The sequence below is a fragment of the Natrinema sp. HArc-T2 genome, from assembly GCF_041821085.1.
GTDB lineage: Archaea > Halobacteriota > Halobacteria > Halobacteriales > Natrialbaceae > Natrinema.
Genome location: NZ_JBGUAZ010000002.1, coordinates 430,954 through 450,933, shown reverse-complemented (window position 1 = coordinate 450,933; position 19,980 = coordinate 430,954). Strand labels below are relative to the sequence as shown.

The window sequence follows — 19,980 nt, the reverse complement described above, 5'->3', positions numbered from 1 at the left end:
TGCATCGGGACCGAGTTACAGCCCCCAAAAAAAGGCGATGCCGAAGGTAGTCACGACGGAGAGTAGCAACTGCAGCGGTGCGCCGACCCGGACGAAGTCCGAGAACTTGTAGCCGCCGGGGCCGTAGACGAAGAGGTTCGTCTGGTAGCCCACCGGCGTGAGAAACGCGGTCGAGGCAGCGAAGGTGACCGCGAGCACGAACGCAAACGGGTTCGCGCCGATCTGGGACGCAGTCTCGACGGCCACCGGCAGCATCAACACGACGCTCGCGTTGTTGGAGATGACACCAGTAATCAGGCCCGTCGCGATGTAGAACACCCACAGGACGCCGAGTACCGGTAGATACGTACCGGTTTCGGCGACGAGACTTCCCAGCAGGTCAGCGCCACCGGTCTGCTCTAAGGCCATTCCCAGCGGGATGATGCCGGCCAGCAGGAAGATCACGTCCCACTCGACGGCGTCGTAGATCTCCGTCGGCTTGAGGACGCCAGTCGCGACCATCGCGACGACGCCCGCGAGGGCGGTCACGAGAATCGGCAGGGATAGTGCGGACAGCGCTTCGAACGCGGCGACACCGGTCACGCTGGCGACCGTCGCGCCGATCGTTCCCCACGGCATCGCGACGACGCCGACAACACCCGCCATGATCGCCGCCGCGTGGGGGATCTTCTCGGTCCGGTAGTCGGGTTCGTCGGGTTCGTGGGCAACGATGAAGTCGTCGTTCCGCGAGAGTCGATCGATGCTGTCCGGGGCCGCCTGCACCAACAGCGTGTCGCCGACGCGGATCCGACGCTCGTCGATGTTGGACCGAACCGTCTCGCCCCGGCTGCGGAAGGCCAGCACGGTCGCGTCGTAGCGCTGGCGAAACGTCGAGCTCTCGAGCGACTTGCCCGCGAGAAACGACCCTTGCGGGATGACGACTTCGACGAGCGTCTGCTCGGGGACTGCCTCGGGCTCGAGTTCGTCCGCAGTCTCGGGGTTGCCAGCGAACGTCAGCGTCTCTCTGTCGACGAGTTGCTGGACAGTCGGACGGTCGGCCCGCAATCGAAGCAAGTCGCCGGCCCGGAGCGTCTTCTGGCCGATCGGTTCGATGAACTCCTCGCCGTCACGGACGACCTGCAGGATGTCGGCGTCGAACGCGACGTGGTCGATGGCGTCGTCGACGGTCGACCCGATCAGCGGGGAGTCGTCGTCGACGACGACGTCGGTCAGGTACTCCTCGATGGCGTACTCCTGGACGTAGTCTTCGTCGACGGGGACGCGCTCGGGCAACAGTCGGTGACCGATGGTCATGAGATAGATGCTGCCAACGACGAGGACGATGAGTCCCAGTTGGGTGAACTCGAACATCGAGAAGGGCCGATCGAGCAGGCGAGCGGAGACGTCGCTCGCGAGGATGTTCGTCGAGGTGCCGATGAGCGTGAGCATCCCGCCGAACATCGAGGCATACGAGAGCGGAATCAGCAGTTTGGAGGGCGAAGTCTTCCCCTTGTGGGCGATATCGGAGATGACGGGAACGAGGATGGCGACGACCGGCGTGTTGTTGATAAAGCCCGAGATCGGGCCGCTGACGCCGATCGTCGCAAGCAACTGTTTATCGAGGTCGTCACCGGCGAACGCGGACAGTTTCCGACCGAGTATCTGGACGACCCCCGTCTGACTGATCCCGGAACTGAGAATGAGCATCGCCAAGACGGTGATCGTCGCCGAGTTCGAAAACCCAGACGTGCCTTCGCCCGTCGAGATCTCGGTGAAGTTCACCACACCGTCGGTTCCAAGCACCATCAACAACACCATCACGAGGATGGCAGTCACGTCGATCGGGAGCCACTCGGTCACGAACAACACCAGTGCGACGACGATGATCCCGAAGACGACCACCATCTCGGGGGTCACTGCCAACCCACCGGGATCGGTCGCCAGCGCAGTCGCTCCGATACGACAGGGAAAGAATCCGGACACGATTGATAGTCAGGGATCGGTGATGGTCACGTTTGAAGGGCCCGGTTCGGTATCGTCTCGAGGTGGTCACGCCGACCGATACGGGCTGCTGTCACTGGTCCCAACGGATCGCGGGCTCGCCGGGTCTGACTGAGCGGACTCCGGACGACGACTCGAGGCTGGCCGGGAGACCGCGCTCACTGTGAGGAGAGCCGCGAGCGGAACCGCTCGAGGCCGACATCTAACATGTCGGGACTGACGGGTTGGAACTCGCCGTCTGCGGGCAGATACGGTCGCACCGAGTCCCAGCTGTCGCGAGCGTAGCGTTCGTCTAGCAAGACACGTACGCCGACGTCGTCGGGACTGCGGATGACGCGACCGATCGCCTGCCGAGCCTTTCGCACCGCGGGAATCGTCAGCGCGTAGGTGAAGCCGTCGCCGAAGGTGTCGTCGTAGGCCCGGCGGACGGCTTTCGTCCGCGGGCTCGAGGTGTTGACGATCGGAACGCCACAGACGACCGCCGCGGCCAACCGGTCACCGCTGTAGTCGACGCCCTCGGTCAGCGTCCCCCGCAGACTCGTGACGAGCACCTTGCCCTCGCCCGCGAAGAAGTCGGCTTTGAGCGACTGGGTCGTCTCGTCGTCGCTCGCGGCGTCGCGCAGGACCGACTTGTCGACGCGTTGCTCGAGGACGCCGGCAGCCCACTCGGCTTCGGCGTAGCTGGGCATCCCGACGAGGACGTTGCCAGGAAGCCGAGCGATTTTCGCGATGGCGTTTGCGTAGTGGGACCGGGTCTGATTGTCTGCATCTGGTTGGCCGCGGTTATCGTAGGTGAACTTCGGCGCGGCGACCGCGAAACTCTCGCGGTTTTCCGCGGGGAAGTGCAGGCCGTATCGACGTTCGACCACCGGTCGGTCGTCCTCGCGTTCGAGATACTGGAGACCCGTCACCTCGGTGAACGCATCCATCGGCTCGAGAGTCGCGCTCATCAGGATGCCACCACCGAACATCCCAAGTCGATCACCGATCGCATCGCTGGGGACGCAGTTGTGCAACGCGAGTCGGGCGTTGTAGGCCCGCCGCCACGAGCCAGCAGGCTCGGTGTCGTCCCAGGTACGCTCGAGTTCGATTTCCCGGAAGTAGTCGGTGTGGTCCTGCCGGTACCACTCGCCGAGGACGCGACCGACCGCGGGGGCGGCGCGGGTTCGATCTTCGTCTTCGGCCTCGTTCAATATGCGGGCGACGACCGCGCCGACGGTTTCGGCACGGACCCAGTCTGCGTCGCCGTATCCGGCTTCGCTTGCCCACTCGGAGAGTTCGTCTTCGACCGGTTCGGCGGGATCGCGGAGGGGGATCTCCTCGTCGTTTAGGTCGGTCAGATTCGACTGCCAACCCCGATAGTTCCGGTCGAGAGAGGCAGTCACGCGGCGGTCGAGTTCGGCTCGGAGGTCACGGACGAACTCGAGGGTTCGGTTGAGTTCCTCGAACGAGACGTCGCTCTCCTTGAGCTCCCCGCGTACGAGATCGGCGTCGGCGGTCTTGGAGCCGCCTTCGGCCTGTCGACCCTCACGCTCGAACTTGATCGGCTGGATAACTCTCGAGAGTTCGGTTTCGGCGTCCCGGAGCGTCGCATCGGCGACGCCTTCGCTGACCAGATCGCGTACGCGCGGCTCTAACATGTGGGCCTCGTCGCAGACGACGAAGGTGGAGTCGTCGAGCAGTGTGCCAGTAAAGGAGCCGACCGTCCGGGGATCGAACGCGTGGTAGTAGTTTCCAATGACGACTTCGACCTCGCCGAGGGCAGCCCCCATCACGGAGTGGGGGCAGGTGCCGTGTGTCACCGAGCGGGCGACCAGGTCCTCGGGTGTGACCATGCCGGCATCGGTGAAATCGTAGGGGACTGCTTCCGCCACAGCGCCGTCTTCGTCATCCGGAAGGTCCGCGAGGTACTGCGCGTAGAACGGGCAGTACTCGGTTTCGGCCCCGACGGGACCGCCCTCGCCATACTCGGGCAGGTCGGGTGGATAGGGCGTCGGTTCGCCCGCGGTCTCGAGGAACGTGCTCGTGGCCTGACTACCGCTGTCGGCCAGGCCGATCTGCTGGCTGCGGGCGCGAGCGGCCAGATTCTTTGCGGTCGTGTCGCCACCCTCGCCGGTGAGATCGCGGGTACGATCCCGCAGCGTCTCACAGCGGTCGTAGACGTTGCCGTCGTCGATGCCCGCCGCGCCTTCGCGGTTGTACGGACAGACGTCGGCCTTGCCGACGAGTGTGAGTCCCGAAACCGGGTCCCAGTCGGCCGGCAGGTTCGCGTTGATCGTCTCGAGGTCGGCTTCGAACTGGCGCAGTTGCTGTTTGACGCTCGTCAGGACGAGGACACGCTCGTAATCGGTGTCGGGGTCGCGCACGAGGTCGATCCCCGCGGTGAGCGCGATCATCGTCTTCCCGGTGCCACAGGCCCCTTCGATGACGGTGTAGCCGCCCTTCCGTCCGGTGTCGATGGCGGTTTCGATGCCGTCGACCTGCGGGTCGTAGGGACTGTCGTGGCCGAAGATCGCGCGCCAGTTCGTCATGCTTCGCGTACTCGGAGATAGTCAGTCATAGAGTTGACGGACCACAATAGATCCAGCATTGTACGTAAACCTGCAGTTCTCGAAGATGTGAGTTTTGGCTCATTTCGTGGCACTGCTGTTTCAGAAATATACAGGAGTGATCACACGGATTGGGGCCTGCGAATAGAGGACTATTTGATTTTAAACTCGATACAGGAACAAATACCTGACGTTTTCAGAGAAGAGATTAAATGGACCTATGTTGATTGGTTTTCAATAAATAGTTTTAAGTGATGACGAATCTCGTATCATTAGAAGAGAATGATTGGGAAGGACGATAGCGACTCCGATAGAGCGCGTTCTGTCGTTGTCATTGCAGCGCTCGTAGCGATGCTTCTCGTGGGGGCGGTGGCGGCACCTGTCGCTGCCCAGACAAGCGTATCGACTGAGAACGAGACGACAACAGACGATCACTCCACAGGTGACGTGTGTGAGCCTGGAGAAGACGAACCAGAGATGGAACAGGCACGTTTGCATGCAAGCGATACGACCGTCGAGACTGACAGTCCTGGGCGGCTCTCAGGTGGGTTTCAGGTCAGTCCCACCGCGGACTGTCCTGTCGTCGTCCATATCACGATGAGCGTTCCCAGCGGCGTCTCGATCTCCGGCGGGTCCGACTTCACCTCTAGCGGTGCTGGGATGGTTACTAGCCGCTTTACCGTCGATCCCGGCGCGAATATCAAGGATATCGCTGCCGAGGTGTACAGTGACGAAACCGGCGAGAAAACCGTCACTGCGGATATCCAGTACTGGCCCGAAGGCCACGAGGATCAGGCACGCGAGATCGATGGCTTGAGTTTTGCCTTCGATGTCGAAGAACCAACGTCCCCGCCAAACGAGTCCGACGAGGGAGATAACGCCACCGCGCTCGCTGGCGGGTTCACGATGACGGCACTTCTCGGCGTCCTTGTCGCAGTGATCGCAGCGGCGGTCGGTCGCTCATCCAAGTGAGGACGACAGCAGTAATAGTTCAGTAAGCAACATATCCGGCTGATCCATCGTTCGTCGGGTTACGTTGAGATATCAATGAAATCCAATAGAGACAGATTCAATGAATAGACAGACGCTTTTCGTCGCCGGTCTCCTGCTGCTTGCGATACCGGTAGCGGTCGGGGCCGCCGACAGCGGACGAATAGCGACGGAACCAGTACACGCAAGCATCGCCAGCAGCGACTCGCCGCCATCAGCAGCGTTCACTTACTCGCCATCAACGCCCAATCCGGATGAGACGATTACGCTCGACGCCAGTGACTCAAGCGACAACGGTTCGATCGTCTCGTACGAGTGGGATACTGACGGCGACGGCTACTACGACGACTACGATGACGCTCCCAGCGGGGAGACGACCACCGTGTCCTACGACAGCGGTGGCACGTACACTGTTGGTCTCAAGATCACCGATGATACCGGCAACACCGAGACGGTGACAAAGCAGGTCACAGTCGACAATCCGGAGCCAACGGCAGCGTTCGAGTTCACACCGTCCGTTCCGAACCCCGACGATAGTATTACGCTCGATGCCAGCGACTCGAGCGATTCTGATGGCTCGATTACCACCTACGAGTGGGATACCGATGGTGACGGCTACTACGACGATTACGACGATGCACCCAATGGGGAAACGACTACTGTAACCTACGGCAGTGGCGGCACGTACACTGTTGGTCTCCGGGTCGAGGACAACGGCGGCGCAGTTACGACAGTCAGAAAACAGATAACCGTCGACAATCCGGAGCCAACAGCGACGTTCGAGTTTTCGCCATCGGTTCCGAACCCGGACGATAGTATTACGCTCGATGCCAGCGACTCGAGCGATCCCGACGGATCGATCACCTCCTACGAGTGGGATACCGACGGCGACGGCTACTACGACGACTACGATGACGCTCCCAGCGGGGAGACGACTACCGAGTCCTACGATAGCGGTGGCACGTACACTGTTGGCCTGCGCGTCGAAGACAATGGCGGGAAAACCGTAACCAAGCGGAAGGAGATCACCGTCGAGAACCCAGCACCGACTGCGTCGTTTACGGTCTCACCGTCGACGCCGAATCCGGACGATACCATTACGCTCGACGCCAGTGACTCAAGTGACCCTGACGGGACGATCACGTCCTACGAATGGGATACCGACGGCGACGGCTACTACGACGACTACGATGACGCTCCCAGCGGGGAGACGACTACCGAGTCCTACGACAGCGGTGGCACGTACACCATCGGCCTTCGCGTCACGGATAACGGTGGCAAAACCGTAACCAAACGGAAAGAGATCACTGTTGAGAACCCAGCACCGACTGCATCGTTTACCGCCTCACCCTCGACCCCGAATCCCGACGACGCAGTCACTCTCGATGCCAGCGACTCGAGCGATCCTGACGGGACGATCACCTCCTACGAGTGGGATACCGATGGTGACGGCTACTACGACGATTACGACGATGCTGACAACGGCCGAACGACAAGGGGGACGTTCGAGTCCGGCGGCACCTATACTGTCGGCCTCAAAGTGACCGACAACGGCGGTAAGACCGACACCGTCACCAAACAGATCACGGTCGAAAACCCACCACCATCGGTGAACATCACGTTCTCACCGACAGCACCGACACCAGGCGAGGCGATCACTCTCGATGCCAGTGGCTCGAGCGATCCTGACGGAACGATCATGTCCTACGAGTGGGACACCGATGGTGACGGCGATTACGACGATTACACCGACGCCAGCGCCGGTCAAACGACGACAATCACCTACAACTCCGCGGGCAGTCACAGGGTCAGTCTCAGAGTGACAGACAACGGTGGCGTCAGTTCGACGACTACGACAACGGTTCCGGTAAGTCTACCACCAGAACCTGAATTGGATATCTCTACCAGCACCGCCGGCCAAAACCGTCCCGTCACCTTCGATGCGGGCAGTTCAACCGATGCAGACGGCACGATAACTAATTATATCTGGCAGTTCAGTGACGGCAAAACTAAACGGGGCAAGTCGATCGAACGGTCGTTCTCGAACCTCGGTCGCCACGAGGTGACGCTGATTGTCGTCGACGATACGGGCCATCGTGTCGAACGGTCGGAGACGGTCACCGTGTACCCGACGCCATCAGCAGAGATCACTGCCGACCCTGCAGAACCAATTGCAGGGTCGTCCGTCCGGCTCAAGGCACATTCCACTGACAATATTGACCAGTACGAGTGGGACGTTGATGGTGACGGCATCACCGACAAGAAAGGGGCAGAAATCACACACATCTTCGAGAATTCCGGCGAGCATAGGGTAACAGTAACCGCGACCAACACAGATGGTATCACGAGTGAGACATCGCGCGTGGTCACAGTCGATCCCGACGCCTCGTTCGAACTGACATCGAATCTCGAAACAGTCAAAGCAGGAGAGACGGCTGTCGTTACCTATAGCGTGACGAACAACATTCCGGATCGGTCTGTCGACGCACGCTTACAACTGGATCTGCCGTCGACCGGCGTGTCGATCGCCAGCGTCGAAGGCGGGAGTGTAGAAAGTCGGAGCTCGACCGGCTTCGTCACCGTCTCCGGCGGCGAACAAAAGTCGCTACGAGTCCGAATGCGGTTCAACGAACCCGGTGACTACGATATCAGCGCACAGTCGGCCTACTACTACGGCAATCAGTCGAATATCCAGCAGACATCGATCGAACCGATCTCGGTGACGGTGACTGACGACGAAACGAGCGAAAGCACACCCGGATTCGGTCCCGTCAGCGTGCTCATCGCAATCGCTCTCGGCGCAAGTAGCGTCGCCGTACGCAAGATGTGTCGCTAATCCCACTGGGAAACGCAATTGCTCCCATTGTCGAGTCAAACAGGTTTTCTGAGCGGTTCGCCGATAAAGTCGCGTGTTTCGACATCGAGCGGCCCGGTATCTGTCTCAAGCTGACGACCGCAATCCGTCGACCAGCGTCTGATACAACGCCTCGGTCGACAGCGACTCGGAGTCTGATAGCACGGCGGTATCGGAGGAATCGCCGTCGAGGAACGCGGTCAGATGCGTCAACGCATCGTCGAACGCGGCCATGTTGTGCGTCGAGACGACGACGCCACCGCCGGCACTCGCGTACAGATCAAGCAGCGAGACGACCCGTTGGACGGACACGTCGTCGATGTCGGTCAACGGTTCGTCCAGCCACAGATACGGCGGCGCATCCAACATCGCGATGGCCAGGTCCAGTTTCTTCTTGAAACCGCCGGACAGTTCCGAAGCGGCCTGCTGGTCGACCTGCGTCAGCCGAAGCGTCGAGAGGATCGCCGTGACCCACTCGCTCTCGGGGGAGACGGCTGCCGTCTCGCAGAACACCGCGACGTTTTCCCGTACCGTAAGGTCCGGGTAAAATCGCGGGTCCTGAAACCCGAACCCGACCGACTGCTCCGGAAGGATCGCCTCCCCGCTCGTCGGTCGTGTCAGTCCCGCCGCGATCTTTCCCAGAGTCGTCTTTCCCGAGCCGTTCGGCCCTGCCAGACAGTGAAATTCGCCGGGCGCTACCTCGAACGTCACGTCACGAAGCGCGTCCAGCGCGCCGTATCGTTTCGTCACGTCGTGGAGCGTCAGCGGGGCGACATCGTCCGGGAGTTTCTCCGCGAGGAGCGCCGGGTCGATGTCGTGGCTGTAGTAGTCGCTGGCTCCACCGTCGTCGCTGTCCGATCGGCCCCGTTGAGATGTCATACTGTGATTATTTCGCTCGTCGATAGTAGTTGATGCTCGCTCGTAAGAGTACCCCCATCACGACGGTGAAGCCGACGAGGAGTTCGAACCGCGGACTGAACAGGGCAAGTGACACCCCCTTCATCATCGTACTGCGTACCATCACCATCGAGTGATAGGTTGGCAACGTCAGCGCGATCGTCTTGCGAACCGAGGAGAAAAAGCCGACCGGGAAGACGAAACTCGAGAGCGCGAGGATGCCGGTCATGACCCCGATATTGAGGTAGATCCCAGTCCGCCGCAGTTTCGACAGGAACATGATCAGGCCCCCGATCGACGTGAGATAGACGAAAGTCACGGCGATCACCGCGATCGTGTAGGGGTTGAAATGTGACAGTCGGTACCCGGCAGAGAGACTGACCAGTTGGAACACGGTCAGCGGGATGATGAGCAAAAGCGAGTGAAACGCGATTTTCGCGAGAACGGCAGTCTCGATCCGGGACTGGAGTTCGACACGTTCGAACACGTCCCGCTCCCGGTACAGTTCGAACGGGAAGTAAACGAACGCGTACAGGACCACCACGAGCAACAGTGCCGTCGGGATGAGATACTCCGACAGCGAGTGTTGGACGCCGATCCGTTCGTGAGTGACGGTCACGTCGGATGGCAGCTGCTCATCCAACTGATAGTCCAACACGCTGGCCGTGTAGTTCGACGCTTCGCGGAACGGTGCCAGACGCTGATCGGAGATCATCGTGATGTTTGCATCTGCCCTCTCTTCGAACGTGTCGTTCGGGACCAAAAGCACCAGATACACGTCCTCGCGTTCGAGTGCCTTCTCGGCTGCCGCTCGAGAATCGTATCGGCTCGGCGACGCGTACAGTGCCGTCCCGGCCTGAATCGTCGCCATGTCCGTCTCGGCAACAGTCTCGTCTTGGGCTGCGATACCGATCGGAACGTCTTCGGGGATCGTCTGTTGAAACGCCGCAGTCCCCATCGCGGCCGCCCCCGGTAGCAGAACAAGCACGATCAAGATGACGCCGATGTTTCGGCGAAACTGGAACCACTCCTTCTTGAAAAACGCCCCCAGATCCATTGCTGCAGGTATTAGTTCACGGATATATTGATTTTGCGACTCGATCGGCGACCATCGAAGACGGCGTGGCAGGTCCGGCGGTCAGCATCCGGCACTCGTGTCGTGTCATACTGACTCCCGTCAGTGGATTCCGGCGCACTCGAAACTTGAGGCCATAGACTACTTGTAGCTCCAATAGACATGACACGATATGGTTGAAGGAACTGAAAGTCAGAGTAGCGAAGATAATAGCGGAACTGAACAACGGTACGAGTCGCGGGAGACGACCCAATCGAAGCGGGGACAGGCACCCGCGCCGGGTGCCGAGGAGTCGATCACGGACGCCGTCCAGCGACCGGGTCCACAACAGTTCATTCGAGGGATCGCCGGTCTGATGGGTGCGATGGGGGCTCTCCTCGGACTTGGCGTGTATCTGGTTGCACAGATCGGCGGTCGATCGCTGCTGCCTGGAATCGTCAGCGAGTTCTCGGGAACGAGCGGCGTCGAGGAAACCCTCGCGGCAACGCACCAGCTGACGATTGCCTACATGGCAAACGAGCTGGCAATCTTCCTGGCGTTTCTGATGGCACCGCTGTTCGGTTTTCTCGTCGCCTTCAAAATGGACGACACGAAACAGGCGAAAATGGGAGCCGCCGGTGTCGGGGTAGCTGTTGGGACGGTCGCGTTTACGTTCATCGTCGTCATCATCGCGTCGATGGTTACGCCGTCTGCCGGTGACGTGATGTCAGCTGCCAACTCGCTTGACGGTGCGTCCGGTGCGAGTACCGAAGCCGAAATGGTCCAGGGGATGGATCTCGGCTCGATCAACATCGGGAACACCGTGGTGAACTCGGCCCTCGTCGGCATTCCAGCCGGCATCGCTGCCGCTGCAGTGATCTACTTCGACGAAGAGTTCTTCTAACACATCGCACGGGGACGGATCCGCACGCGATCCACCGATCTGCGTCGTCGCGTGTACGCGACGACAAACACAACCCATTCCTACCGCGCACTCGAATCGGATGTATGGACGATGTCGATCGCTGGCGCGCGGAACTCGAGTCGAAACGTGCCGAGAAAGACGACTTCTTTGCGACCCATCCACAGTCGCCGATCCCGCCCGAGGAACGCGACGAGTTCGACGGCCTCGAGTACTTCGACCCTGATCCGACCTACCGCGTGACGGCGACCGCGACGGTCCACGACGACCCCGAGGTGGTCTTGATGGAGTCCACCGCAGGGAGAGAGGTGCGCTATCTTCGCGTCGCGACGCTCGAGTTCGACCTCGACCGTGAAGCTGAGGATCTCGAGGACGGCACGTTCGAACTCGCGGCCTACCAGCAGGAGAGTCCGAACGCGGAGCCGCTGTTCGTCCCGTTCCGGGACAAAACCACGGGCCAGCAGACCTATCAGGGCGGTCGCTACATGGAACTCGAGGCGGAGCGCGACCTCGAAGACGGTGACGAACTCGTCGTCGACTTCAACCTCGCGTACTCGCCGTTCTGTGCCTACAGCGAGACGTTCGACTGTCCGCTGCCGCCAGAAGAGAACTGGCTCGAGATCACGATTCCGGCAGGCGAACGGTACGAATAGTACGCTCGAAAGTTGCGGTCCGTATCGTCCCCTGCGCTCGAGAGCGATCCGGATGTGAGAGGTTCTCTCAAGAGGGGTGTTTCGACTCGAGTCACCGACCGTGTTTGGGGCTGTACGACAGGAATCAGAGACTCGAGTGGAAATGAGGGGGTTCGGAGCGGTCAGGGAGCAACACCGACGGTCAACAGTGTGCCGAACTCGCGGTAGCGCTCAACCATCGCCTCGCGGGTGTCCCAGTCCTCGAGTGGGAACTCGTCGTTGTCGGGGATCGTGATCTCGCGATCGGGAACGTTGTCCTGTTCGGCGACGTGCAGGCCCGCCTCGCGGAAGGCCGCGCGGTACTCGTCGCGATCCCAGCGAGTCATCTCGATGTCGATGAACTCTTGCCACTCGTGGGAGTGGACGTTCTCCTCGTAGTAATTGACCGCACAGTAGAAGGTGCCGCCGGGACGGAGGATTCGAGCGAGTTCCTCGAGGGTGTGGTGTGGGTCCGCGGCGTAGTAGAAGGCCTCCATCGACCAGACGTGATCGATCGAGTCGTCGGCGAAGGGCAGCGCGTCGAAGTCACCGACGAGGAAGCCGACGTTCGCGTCGTCAGTGTAACTGGCCGCGTTGCGGGCCATTTCGGGTGCGCCATCGAGGCCGTAGACGCGACCAGCGCCCTTGGTATCGCGGAGTGCGCGACCGGCGTAGCCGCTCCCGCAGCCGAGATCGAGGACGGTCTCACCCGGTTCGACGGGCATCCGCGCGAGCGCATGTTTTGCGGTGTGCCAGTGTCTCTCTTCCATTCCTTTGTCACGACCGCTCGTTGCCCAGTCGTCGAACTCCTCGCGTACGCTCATATCGGGGCGATGGGAGACGCAGGGATAAACGCGTTCGCATGACGATCCGGGACGCTGTGGCGTCGCTCGGGGTCGCGGTCGGCAGCCGGTATGCAACGAGACCTTGTGAGGCGCGCTCACTGCTATGGGAACCATCGACAGATACTTTAGGCTGGCCTAAATCCTAGAGAGTGAAGGGTCGTCGGTGATCGAACTCCGTGGGCATCTGGAGTTCGCGATCCTCGGTGAGCCACACTGTCCCACCACTCGCCAGTTTTGGACCCTTCCTCCGATTTCCGGAGTCGAGTTTCATCCCGAGAGACATCCGCACGCTTAAGGGAGTGCCGAAAGTTGTTCACGCCAGTATGGATTACACGCTCGAGATAAACGGGACACCGGAGACGGTACCGGGTGGGACCGGCGTCCTCCTCTTGCATCCAAGCACCGGCGAAACTGACCGTATCGATACCGACTTCCTCAAAGCCGACACCGACCACTTCCTCGTCGTTTCGACGCGAACCACTGCTCGCGAAGTTAGACAGAAACTCGAGTACTACGACGTCGACGAGGAGTGTGCCGAAATTCTCGATACGCTGAGCATCGAACGTGGCTACTCCCGGCGCTCGTCCGACACCGTCCACTACGTGGCCGCCCCGGACGACATCGACGGCATCGTCGCTCAGATCGACGCCTTCCTCGACAACCACGAGGGGAAAGTCCGCATCAGCTTCGATTCCGTTACCGAACTCGCCTACTACGCCGGCGACGAGCGGGCCCTCGAGGCCGTCGAACGAATCCTCGCACTGCTCGAAGACCACGACGCAGTCGGTCTCTTCCATCTCTCGGAGGAACCACACGACGACGCGGTCGTCGACGAGTTCCGCGGGCTGTTCGACGGCATCATCGACTTAGACGAGGACGGCAGCATCGACGCCGAGTTCTAACCGCGAGGTACAGTCGCGTCCGATATCACGCACGCTCGAGAGACGGCTTGGTATCGCGACACTCGAACCGAGGGGAAATGCTACTCGTCTGCGAGCGAGTCGAACGTCTTCTCGGCCCACCGGATCGCGTACGCCGGGCCGTGGTCTCGGTAGGCGTCCGTATCGAGTGCGGCAAAGGGGGCCGGCAGTTCGATCGCGTGCTTGATCGCGGCACATGCCAGCTCGGTCGCGTCCGCGAAATCCGTCTCGCCGCGAGCGACCGCCCGCGGCAGCCCCGCGACCCGATCCTCAAGTCGCGTCCCCGCATCCTGCCAGGCGTCGGCGAGAGCCGGATGGTCGTCATGCCAGTCCGCAAAGACCTCCCGAGTCTGGAGGCCGACCCAGCCGTCGTACAGCGCGGCGGCGACCTGATAGGTGCCGTTCGGGTCGAGTGGCACCGCGCGATCGAGGTCGCGATACGAGTCCTCGAAGAAGCCGATGAAGTGTTCGGGCACCTCGAGCCCGAGCTGGACGAACGCCTCGGCGAGCAAAAAGTCGACGAACGATTCGGGCGAGCCCTCGACTCTGGGTTTGACCACCACGACCGGCGGCTCCGTCTGCCGGGTCCAGGCGACGCTGCCGTCGCCCGGCATTCCGACCGTGAAATCCGAACTCGCGTAGCGAGCGAGCAGCGTCGGTGCGTCCTCGGGTAGCCAGGCGGCTGGATAACTAGCCGGCTCAAGGCTGTCGACGAGTAAGCCCAGATCCTCAGCGAGCGCTGGTGGAAGGGTTTCGAAGTCACGCTCGCAGTCGAGAACTCGAACGCCCGGTGCGTGAGCGTCACGGACCGACGCGAGCCGATCCGGGAGCGCACGAGCCTCGAACATCAGGCGAGCGCCGTCTGGAAAACGAGCAGAATCGACAGCAGTGCCGATGCGGCGACCGTGGAAAGAACAACCTTGGTTGCAGTGCTCATATGTGCCGTCTCGTATCGCCATTGCTTAAATCCATCTGTCTCCGTCCGCCATCTCGACCGGCTCGTCCCCGCGTTCTGGTCGAATTGCCGTGACTCGAGCAGCCGCATCACACCATCGCCACCGGTTTAGAGCTATCGTAGCCACTGACCGTCAGTGCACACCTGCTCACACGATGGCTGTGCGATCAGTGTGTTACCAGTTTCAGTTGGTACTATAGGTGAGAGCGGCTCAGAGGGCTCGAGTATGAGGACTGTCGCCGACGGTCGATGACCGACGGCGGTCCCGAACACCGGCGTTTCTCCGCGTCGATCACTCGTCGCTGTCGCCACCGTCGCGCCAGGAATCAGGGACATCGATGACGTATCGGCCATCCTCCTGAAGGGAGATAATGTACTCCTCGCGGTTGTAGAGTTCCATCAAGTTGAGTTCGTACTGGCCCGGTCGAACGATCTTGATGCTCTCGAACTGTTCGTTGAGTTCCTCTCGAAGGTCTTCGATCGAGGGACGATCCCCACTCGGTTCGCTGACGACGCGACCGTGTTCTGGCGGTTGATCGCCTCCGGCTGCCGGGGAATCGGACAGCTCGCCAGTATCGGCACGACGGTGAGGTTCGGAGACAGCGGCCCCATCGTGAGCGGGCAAGTCATCTTCCGGAACGACTTCGCTGCGGGCGTCGGCCTGTGCCGAATTCTCGCCGTCCGCAAGCGTCGTCGTCGGCCCGACCGAGCGCTGGCGCGAGCGCTCGCTGTCATCGTCATCGTCATTGGATCCATCACTCGTCGCGGTCGCTGTGCCAGTTCGGTTTTCGGGTCGCCGCGCCGTCTCGGGCCACTCGGCGAACTCCTCGTCGGTTACGTCATCAGCCTCGGTCGTAGCCTCCCCGCTCGAGGGCCACGAGCGCTCCGAGTGCATCGCTGTGCTCGAGTCGTCGGGACTGGACTGGGCGGCAGGTTCGGCGGGCGGTCGGTCCCGACCGTCCGCCGGATCGTCGCCTCCGGTGATCCACTCGCGGACGGTCTCTGTGGCACGGCTCGCGACACTGTCCGAGTCTGTCGATCCCCTGTCGGCAGATTCTGCGTCACCAGCTCCGTCGGACGAGTCAGGTGTGGCTGCAGTCTTGGGGGCGAACTGAAACTTGTTCCCGCCACAGTCGGGACAGCCCGAGAGCATCTCCTTGGAGCCGTCAGCGAACGTTCGGCCACAATTCGTACACTGATGAGGCATTAGTTACGGGACACGAGTGCACTGATGAGCGTTTCGTCCTTGTGGAGCGTCTCGATCTGATTGGCCGGTCCGATCACGGTGAGCTTCGTCTCCACCTTGTCGTTACCCATGATGCGGCCGAGTAGCGACGAGTCGCTGGCCTCGGACTTGGGATAGGTCTCGATCTCGATCCCGTTGAACTCGTCGGGGCTGATTTCGGCCATCGTCACCTCGATGAGTCGGCTCTCCTCGTCCGGGGTCAGCCCCTCTTCTAAGATGACGATGTTCCCGTCGTGGACGCCATCCAAGATCATTCTGATCTTTTCCATCGTGGCCATCCCATCCATGCGTTCGCCGCTGATCAGATCGATCTGGACGCCGTCGGACGGTTCCGAATCGTCTGCATTGGTTGCCTTCGGCATTGGTATCACCCGAAGAACTCCGCGATCTTGTCGTACACTTCGTCCATGTTGTCGCCTTCTTTCGCAGAGAGCGGCACGGTCGTGTGCTGTGGGAAGGCGTCCTCGATCCGCTTGACACTCGAGTCCTCGAGGTCAGTCTTGTTCGCGAAGATGAGAACCGGGAGATCGCGGGACTCGATGATGCCGATCAACATCGTGTTGACCTGCGTGATCGGGTCTTCGGCGCTGTCCAGCACGTAGATAACGCCGTCGACGTCTTCGCGCAGCCAGTGCATCGCCTCGGCGACGCCTTCGGTCGCTTCACGGGAGCGACGAATCGCATCCTCCTCCCCGAGCTCGTCCGTGAACTCCTCGTAGTCGACCTTGGTCGTCACACCGGGCGTGTCGACGATGTCGATCGTCACCGTCTTGCCGTTGCGTTCGATTTCGACGTTTTCTTTCCGACGTGCGCGACGCGTCTCGTGGGGGATGTGACTCTCCGCACCGATGGCATCACCCGTCCAATCGCGTGCAATTCGGTTTGCGAGCGTGGTCTTGCCGGCGTTCGGCGGACCGTAGATACCGATTCGTTTGGGCTCCTGTTCCGAAAACAGGCGATCCGTCACCCGAGAGATACTATCTTTGAGTTCTGTGAACAGTCCCATCTATTGGGCCCTCCAGCACCGCGGGGTGCATCTGCGCGTACTACTAAGCGAACTCACTTAAGCCTACGTCAGACGTGTTGACACTCCGAACAGGAAGAGAGTCGATTACGAGTGAATTAGTACCACAACTGACGTTGTCGTTCCAGCATTGCTGACGATCAATGCGAACGGATCACAAGCCTCCGAGAGAAATCTACAGATACTCTCGATCGATCTCAGCGAGAGTGAGTGTGACTGGTGTAGCGATAGCCCCCCACCCCTTCGTTTCGACTGGAGACTGACGAGAGCGTGGACCGATGAACGACCGAGTGAAAGGAAGCTGCCCCTCATTTCCACTCGAGACAGGTTTTACACCGGAGAAACGGACGAATTGGCTGCTTAGATTCGTTCTAGTAACTGATCTGCTCATCTACTAGCATCAACAGTCCCAAGAAAAGATTCTAGTGAAGACTAGTAAGAAAGAACAGCTTCCTAGTACTATTCTCTGTTCTGCTAGTTCTACGGTTACTATTTCTGACTGGTCAATATAAAACTTCCTCTTATAGAATCCTCTCTCACCCCCTCCCCTCCTTTGAGCCGTTCCACCTGAAACGAAGGGGTGGGGGGTGGCGTGTAGTGAATGCTAGCTATACTCACTCTAGTCTGATCATCAGAGGTTAGCCACATTCCACCTACATTATCACATACTACTCCAGAACCATCGACTTACCAAATACACCTGCAATCATTTGCTATCTTTCAGTCCAATGCCAGTTCACGTCCGTTCGCGCGTAACACTAGAACGACACACGGAGACAACAGCTTGAGTCTTCCCTTGCTGTTCGTCGGTGAGCTCCCTCGAGAGCACGCCCAAAGCACCCGGTCTGTCGCATCTGTAGACGAGCCAATGAACCACGTCTCTCGGACAATACAATCCTCCAATCGGCAGGTAACAATTCACTGCGCTCTCAGAATCGTTGACCCGACACGCAGCGATCTCGCTCAGCACGCAGGTCGTTTTCCCTGTCGTTCAAACCGAATCAGACGTCGCCGATCGTCGTTCCAGCACGAGATGAAGGGAAAGGAAGAATTTATTACCGTGGTTTTCCTCTGTTTCGTTTGCATCAACTGGACCCGAATCGGGTATCTGGAATCGTGGATCTTCCGATGGAGACCATCAGACCATGAGTTTCCTGATTCCCGGCTCGACACTCCACACGAAATAAGGGGGCCTGTGTACGACGGATGTCAGACGACTCAGAAACCGCGGATTCAGACGAGGTTGAAATCGACGGAACGAGGGGATTCTCGACAAACTTCGAGAACACTGACCTCGGTGACGAGGAGTCGAACCAGGGGTTGTTCGACGATCTCCTCAGCGGTGAACCTATCTTCGAGAACAAGGAAGTGCTCCGTCCATCCTATACGCCACACGAACTTCCCCATCGAAGCGACCAGATCAACAAGATGGCGACCATTCTCGTGGCCGCCCTTCGGGGTGAAACGCCGTCAAACATCCTCATCTACGGCAAAACTGGCACCGGCAAGACCGCGAGCGCGAAGTTCGTCAGCAAGGAACTCGAGAGCACTTCCCAGAAGTACAGCGTCCCGTGTGACGTCGAGTACATCAACTGCGAGGTGACCGACACCCAGTATCGCGTGCTCGCACAGCTGGCGAACAAGTTCATCGAAAAGAACGAAGAACGGATCGACGAGCAACTTTCGACCCTCGAGTCGCTGCTAGACGCCCTCGACGAGTACGAGGCGACCCTCGACGCTCGCGATACCCACGGAGCAAACACGACTGATCGGTCCGACGACCAAACGGCATCCGATCCGTTCGAGTTCGCACTCGAGGACGCAACGGCGTCGGAGGCCACCGATTCGTCTGGAAACAAGATCGAGCCTGAGTCGGGCGAATCTGCTGAGTTAGGTAGTTCTCCACCTGAAGCAGAGGGGTACTCAGATCCGTCCGAATCGAAACCAGACTCTCCTTCCACCGAACCCGATCCGATGTCCGTCGACGACACCGGAAACTCGGCGGCTGCCGACCCGACCGCGATTTCGCCGGACCATCCCCTCGAGTCGACGCCGTTCGAGAGCCGTGAGGCGGTCGAAGCCCGCATCGAGGAACTCGAGGACGACCGAGACTCGTTCGAGGAGGTCCCGATGACCGGGTGGCCGACCGACCGCGTCTACAGCGTCTTCTTCGACGCCGTCGACTACGACGAGCGGGTCGTCGTCATCATGTTAGACGAGATCGACAAACTCGTCGAGAAAAGCGGTGACGATACGCTCTACAATCTCTCGCGGATGAACTCCGAACTCGAGAACTCGCGTGTCTCGATCATCGGCATCTCGAACGACCTCAAATTCACCGATTTCCTCGACCCGCGCGTCAAATCTTCTCTCGGTGAAGAGGAGATCGTCTTCCCGCCGTACGACGCGAATCAGTTACGCGACATCCTCGAGCATCGCTCGAACGTCGCGTTCAAGGATAGTGCCCTCTCCGAGGACGTAATCCCGCTGTGTGCAGCGTTTGCCGCACAGGAACACGGCGACGCACGCCGTGCGCTGGATCTGCTTCGCACCGCCGGCGAACTGGCCGAACGGTCTCAGGCCGAGACGATCGTCGAGGAACACGTCCGGCAGGCCCAGGACAAGATCGAACTCGACCGCGTCGTCGAAGTCGTCCGGACGCTGCCGACTCAGAGCAAACTCGTGCTCTTTGCGATCATCTTGCTCGAGAAAAACGGCGTCCACAGCATCAACACGGGCGAGGTGTTCAACATCTACAAGCGACTCTGTGAGGAGATCGACGCCGATGTCCTGACCCAGCGTCGGGTGACGGATCTCATCAGCGAACTCGACATGCTCGGCATCGTCAACGCCGTCGTCGTCTCGAAAGGTCGGTATGGCCGGACCAAAGAGATCAGTCTCTCCGTTCCACTCGAAGAGACGGAGGCCGTGTTACTGAGCGACTCCCGGTTGAGCGATATCGACGACGTTCAGCCGTTTATTCAGGCCCGGTTCGAGAACTGACGAGTAGCGTGGCCGCCGACACCGCGGTCGCGTTCGTGTTTGGTGTCGCCCGCTCAGTCGCGTCGGTCTC

Annotated in this window: 15 protein-coding genes; 6 read left to right on the top strand and 9 right to left on the bottom strand. The window is 60.3% G+C overall.

Going from position 1 to position 19,980, the window contains the following annotated elements; all coding sequences use genetic code 11:
• Positions 1 to 15: 15 nt before the first annotated feature.
• Positions 16 to 1,884: an SLC13 family permease gene (locus tag ACERI1_RS06740; protein WP_373617496.1), complete on the bottom strand. Its 1,869-nt coding sequence runs from the start codon at positions 1,882 to 1,884 to the stop codon at positions 16 to 18.
• 254 nt (positions 1,885 to 2,138) lie between these two features.
• Entirely contained in the window at positions 2,139 to 4,511 is a 2,373-nt protein-coding gene (locus tag ACERI1_RS06735; RefSeq protein ID WP_373617309.1) for an ATP-dependent DNA helicase, read from the bottom strand.
• A 495-nt stretch (positions 4,512 to 5,006) separates the two neighbouring features.
• Between ACERI1_RS06735 and ACERI1_RS06730 the strand changes: the two genes are divergently transcribed.
• Both ACERI1_RS06730 and ACERI1_RS06725 read left to right on the top strand, forming a co-directional pair.
• The gene (locus ACERI1_RS06730; protein ID WP_373617308.1) at positions 5,007 to 5,501 is read left to right on the top strand and encodes a hypothetical protein; all 495 of its coding nucleotides are present in this window, start codon (positions 5,007 to 5,009) and stop codon (positions 5,499 to 5,501) included.
• 100 nt (positions 5,502 to 5,601) lie between these two features.
• Positions 5,602 to 8,355 carry a PKD domain-containing protein gene (locus ACERI1_RS06725; protein ID WP_373617307.1) on the top strand — a complete coding sequence of 918 codons (2,754 nt, stop codon included), beginning with the start codon at positions 5,602 to 5,604 and terminating at the stop codon, positions 8,353 to 8,355.
• 105 nt (positions 8,356 to 8,460) lie between these two features.
• Here ACERI1_RS06725 and ACERI1_RS06720 read toward each other — a convergent pair whose 3' ends face one another.
• Together ACERI1_RS06720 and ACERI1_RS06715 are read right to left on the bottom strand one after the other, a co-directional pair.
• Positions 8,461 to 9,252 carry an ATP-binding cassette domain-containing protein gene (locus ACERI1_RS06720; RefSeq protein WP_373617306.1) on the bottom strand — a complete coding sequence of 264 codons (792 nt, stop codon included), beginning with the start codon at positions 9,250 to 9,252 and terminating at the stop codon, positions 8,461 to 8,463.
• 7 nt (positions 9,253 to 9,259) lie between these two features.
• Positions 9,260 to 10,327 (bottom strand): ABC transporter permease, encoded by a 1,068-nt coding sequence (locus tag ACERI1_RS06715; protein ID WP_373617305.1) that lies wholly within the window; start codon positions 10,325 to 10,327, stop codon positions 9,260 to 9,262.
• A gap of 190 nt (positions 10,328 to 10,517) precedes the next feature.
• Between ACERI1_RS06715 and ACERI1_RS06710 the strand changes: the two genes are divergently transcribed.
• Entirely contained in the window at positions 10,518 to 11,228 is a 711-nt protein-coding gene (locus ACERI1_RS06710) for a hypothetical protein (protein WP_373617304.1), read from the top strand.
• A gap of 104 nt (positions 11,229 to 11,332) precedes the next feature.
• A complete protein-coding gene (locus ACERI1_RS06705; protein ID WP_373617303.1) occupies positions 11,333 to 11,899 on the top strand; it encodes a DUF1684 domain-containing protein in 567 nt (188 codons plus the stop codon).
• A 161-nt stretch (positions 11,900 to 12,060) separates the two neighbouring features.
• Here ACERI1_RS06705 and ACERI1_RS06700 read toward each other — a convergent pair whose 3' ends face one another.
• A complete protein-coding gene (locus ACERI1_RS06700) occupies positions 12,061 to 12,741 on the bottom strand; it encodes a class I SAM-dependent methyltransferase (protein WP_373617302.1) in 681 nt (226 codons plus the stop codon).
• Between the two features lie 344 nt (positions 12,742 to 13,085).
• Here ACERI1_RS06700 and ACERI1_RS06695 point away from each other — a divergent pair, with 344 nt between their 5' ends.
• Positions 13,086 to 13,664 carry a hypothetical protein gene (locus ACERI1_RS06695; RefSeq protein ID WP_373617301.1) on the top strand — a complete coding sequence of 193 codons (579 nt, stop codon included), beginning with the start codon at positions 13,086 to 13,088 and terminating at the stop codon, positions 13,662 to 13,664.
• Positions 13,665 to 13,744: 80 nt separating this feature from the next.
• Here ACERI1_RS06695 and ACERI1_RS06690 read toward each other — a convergent pair whose 3' ends face one another.
• The 4 genes from ACERI1_RS06690 to ACERI1_RS06675 form a co-directional block, all read right to left on the bottom strand.
• Complete coding sequence (locus ACERI1_RS06690; protein WP_373617300.1) at positions 13,745 to 14,530, bottom strand: hypothetical protein; 786 nt, start codon at positions 14,528 to 14,530, stop codon at positions 13,745 to 13,747.
• Positions 14,531 to 14,929: 399 nt separating this feature from the next.
• Positions 14,930 to 15,844 carry a Zn-ribbon domain-containing protein gene (locus tag ACERI1_RS06685; protein ID WP_373617299.1) on the bottom strand — a complete coding sequence of 305 codons (915 nt, stop codon included), beginning with the start codon at positions 15,842 to 15,844 and terminating at the stop codon, positions 14,930 to 14,932.
• Positions 15,844 to 16,245 (bottom strand): DUF2073 domain-containing protein, encoded by a 402-nt coding sequence (locus tag ACERI1_RS06680; protein WP_373617298.1) that lies wholly within the window; start codon positions 16,243 to 16,245, stop codon positions 15,844 to 15,846. Before ACERI1_RS06680 ends, ACERI1_RS06685 begins: the two co-directional genes overlap by 1 nt.
• Before the next feature lie 5 nt (positions 16,246 to 16,250).
• The gene (locus ACERI1_RS06675; protein WP_373617297.1) at positions 16,251 to 16,889 is read right to left on the bottom strand and encodes a GTP-binding protein; all 639 of its coding nucleotides are present in this window, start codon (positions 16,887 to 16,889) and stop codon (positions 16,251 to 16,253) included.
• A 1,224-nt stretch (positions 16,890 to 18,113) separates the two neighbouring features.
• On the opposite strand from ACERI1_RS06675, the gene ACERI1_RS06670 reads away from it, so the two are divergent.
• Positions 18,114 to 19,910: an AAA family ATPase gene (locus tag ACERI1_RS06670; protein WP_373617296.1), complete on the top strand. Its 1,797-nt coding sequence runs from the start codon at positions 18,114 to 18,116 to the stop codon at positions 19,908 to 19,910.
• The last annotated feature ends 70 nt before the right edge of the window (positions 19,911 to 19,980 follow it).

Coding starts and splice junctions, on each gene's coding strand:
- ACERI1_RS06680 (WP_373617298.1), bottom strand. CDS start 16,245: ATGCCGAAGGCAACCAATGCAGACGATTCGGAACCGTCCGACGGCGTC.
- ACERI1_RS06705 (WP_373617303.1), top strand. CDS start 11,333: ATGGACGATGTCGATCGCTGGCGCGCGGAACTCGAGTCGAAACGTGCC.
- ACERI1_RS06735 (WP_373617309.1), bottom strand. CDS start 4,511: ATGACGAACTGGCGCGCGATCTTCGGCCACGACAGTCCCTACGACCCG.
- ACERI1_RS06710 (WP_373617304.1), top strand. CDS start 10,518: ATGGTTGAAGGAACTGAAAGTCAGAGTAGCGAAGATAATAGCGGAACT.
- ACERI1_RS06695 (WP_373617301.1), top strand. CDS start 13,086: ATGGATTACACGCTCGAGATAAACGGGACACCGGAGACGGTACCGGGT.
- ACERI1_RS06675 (WP_373617297.1), bottom strand. CDS start 16,889: ATGGGACTGTTCACAGAACTCAAAGATAGTATCTCTCGGGTGACGGAT.
- ACERI1_RS06740 (WP_373617496.1), bottom strand. CDS start 1,884: ATGGTGGTCGTCTTCGGGATCATCGTCGTCGCACTGGTGTTGTTCGTG.
- ACERI1_RS06725 (WP_373617307.1), top strand. CDS start 5,602: ATGAATAGACAGACGCTTTTCGTCGCCGGTCTCCTGCTGCTTGCGATA.
- ACERI1_RS06670 (WP_373617296.1), top strand. CDS start 18,114: ATGTCAGACGACTCAGAAACCGCGGATTCAGACGAGGTTGAAATCGAC.
- ACERI1_RS06690 (WP_373617300.1), bottom strand. CDS start 14,530: ATGTTCGAGGCTCGTGCGCTCCCGGATCGGCTCGCGTCGGTCCGTGAC.
- ACERI1_RS06730 (WP_373617308.1), top strand. CDS start 5,007: ATGGAACAGGCACGTTTGCATGCAAGCGATACGACCGTCGAGACTGAC.
- ACERI1_RS06720 (WP_373617306.1), bottom strand. CDS start 9,252: ATGACATCTCAACGGGGCCGATCGGACAGCGACGACGGTGGAGCCAGC.
- ACERI1_RS06685 (WP_373617299.1), bottom strand. CDS start 15,844: ATGCCTCATCAGTGTACGAATTGTGGCCGAACGTTCGCTGACGGCTCC.
- ACERI1_RS06700 (WP_373617302.1), bottom strand. CDS start 12,741: ATGAGCGTACGCGAGGAGTTCGACGACTGGGCAACGAGCGGTCGTGAC.
- ACERI1_RS06715 (WP_373617305.1), bottom strand. CDS start 10,327: ATGGATCTGGGGGCGTTTTTCAAGAAGGAGTGGTTCCAGTTTCGCCGA.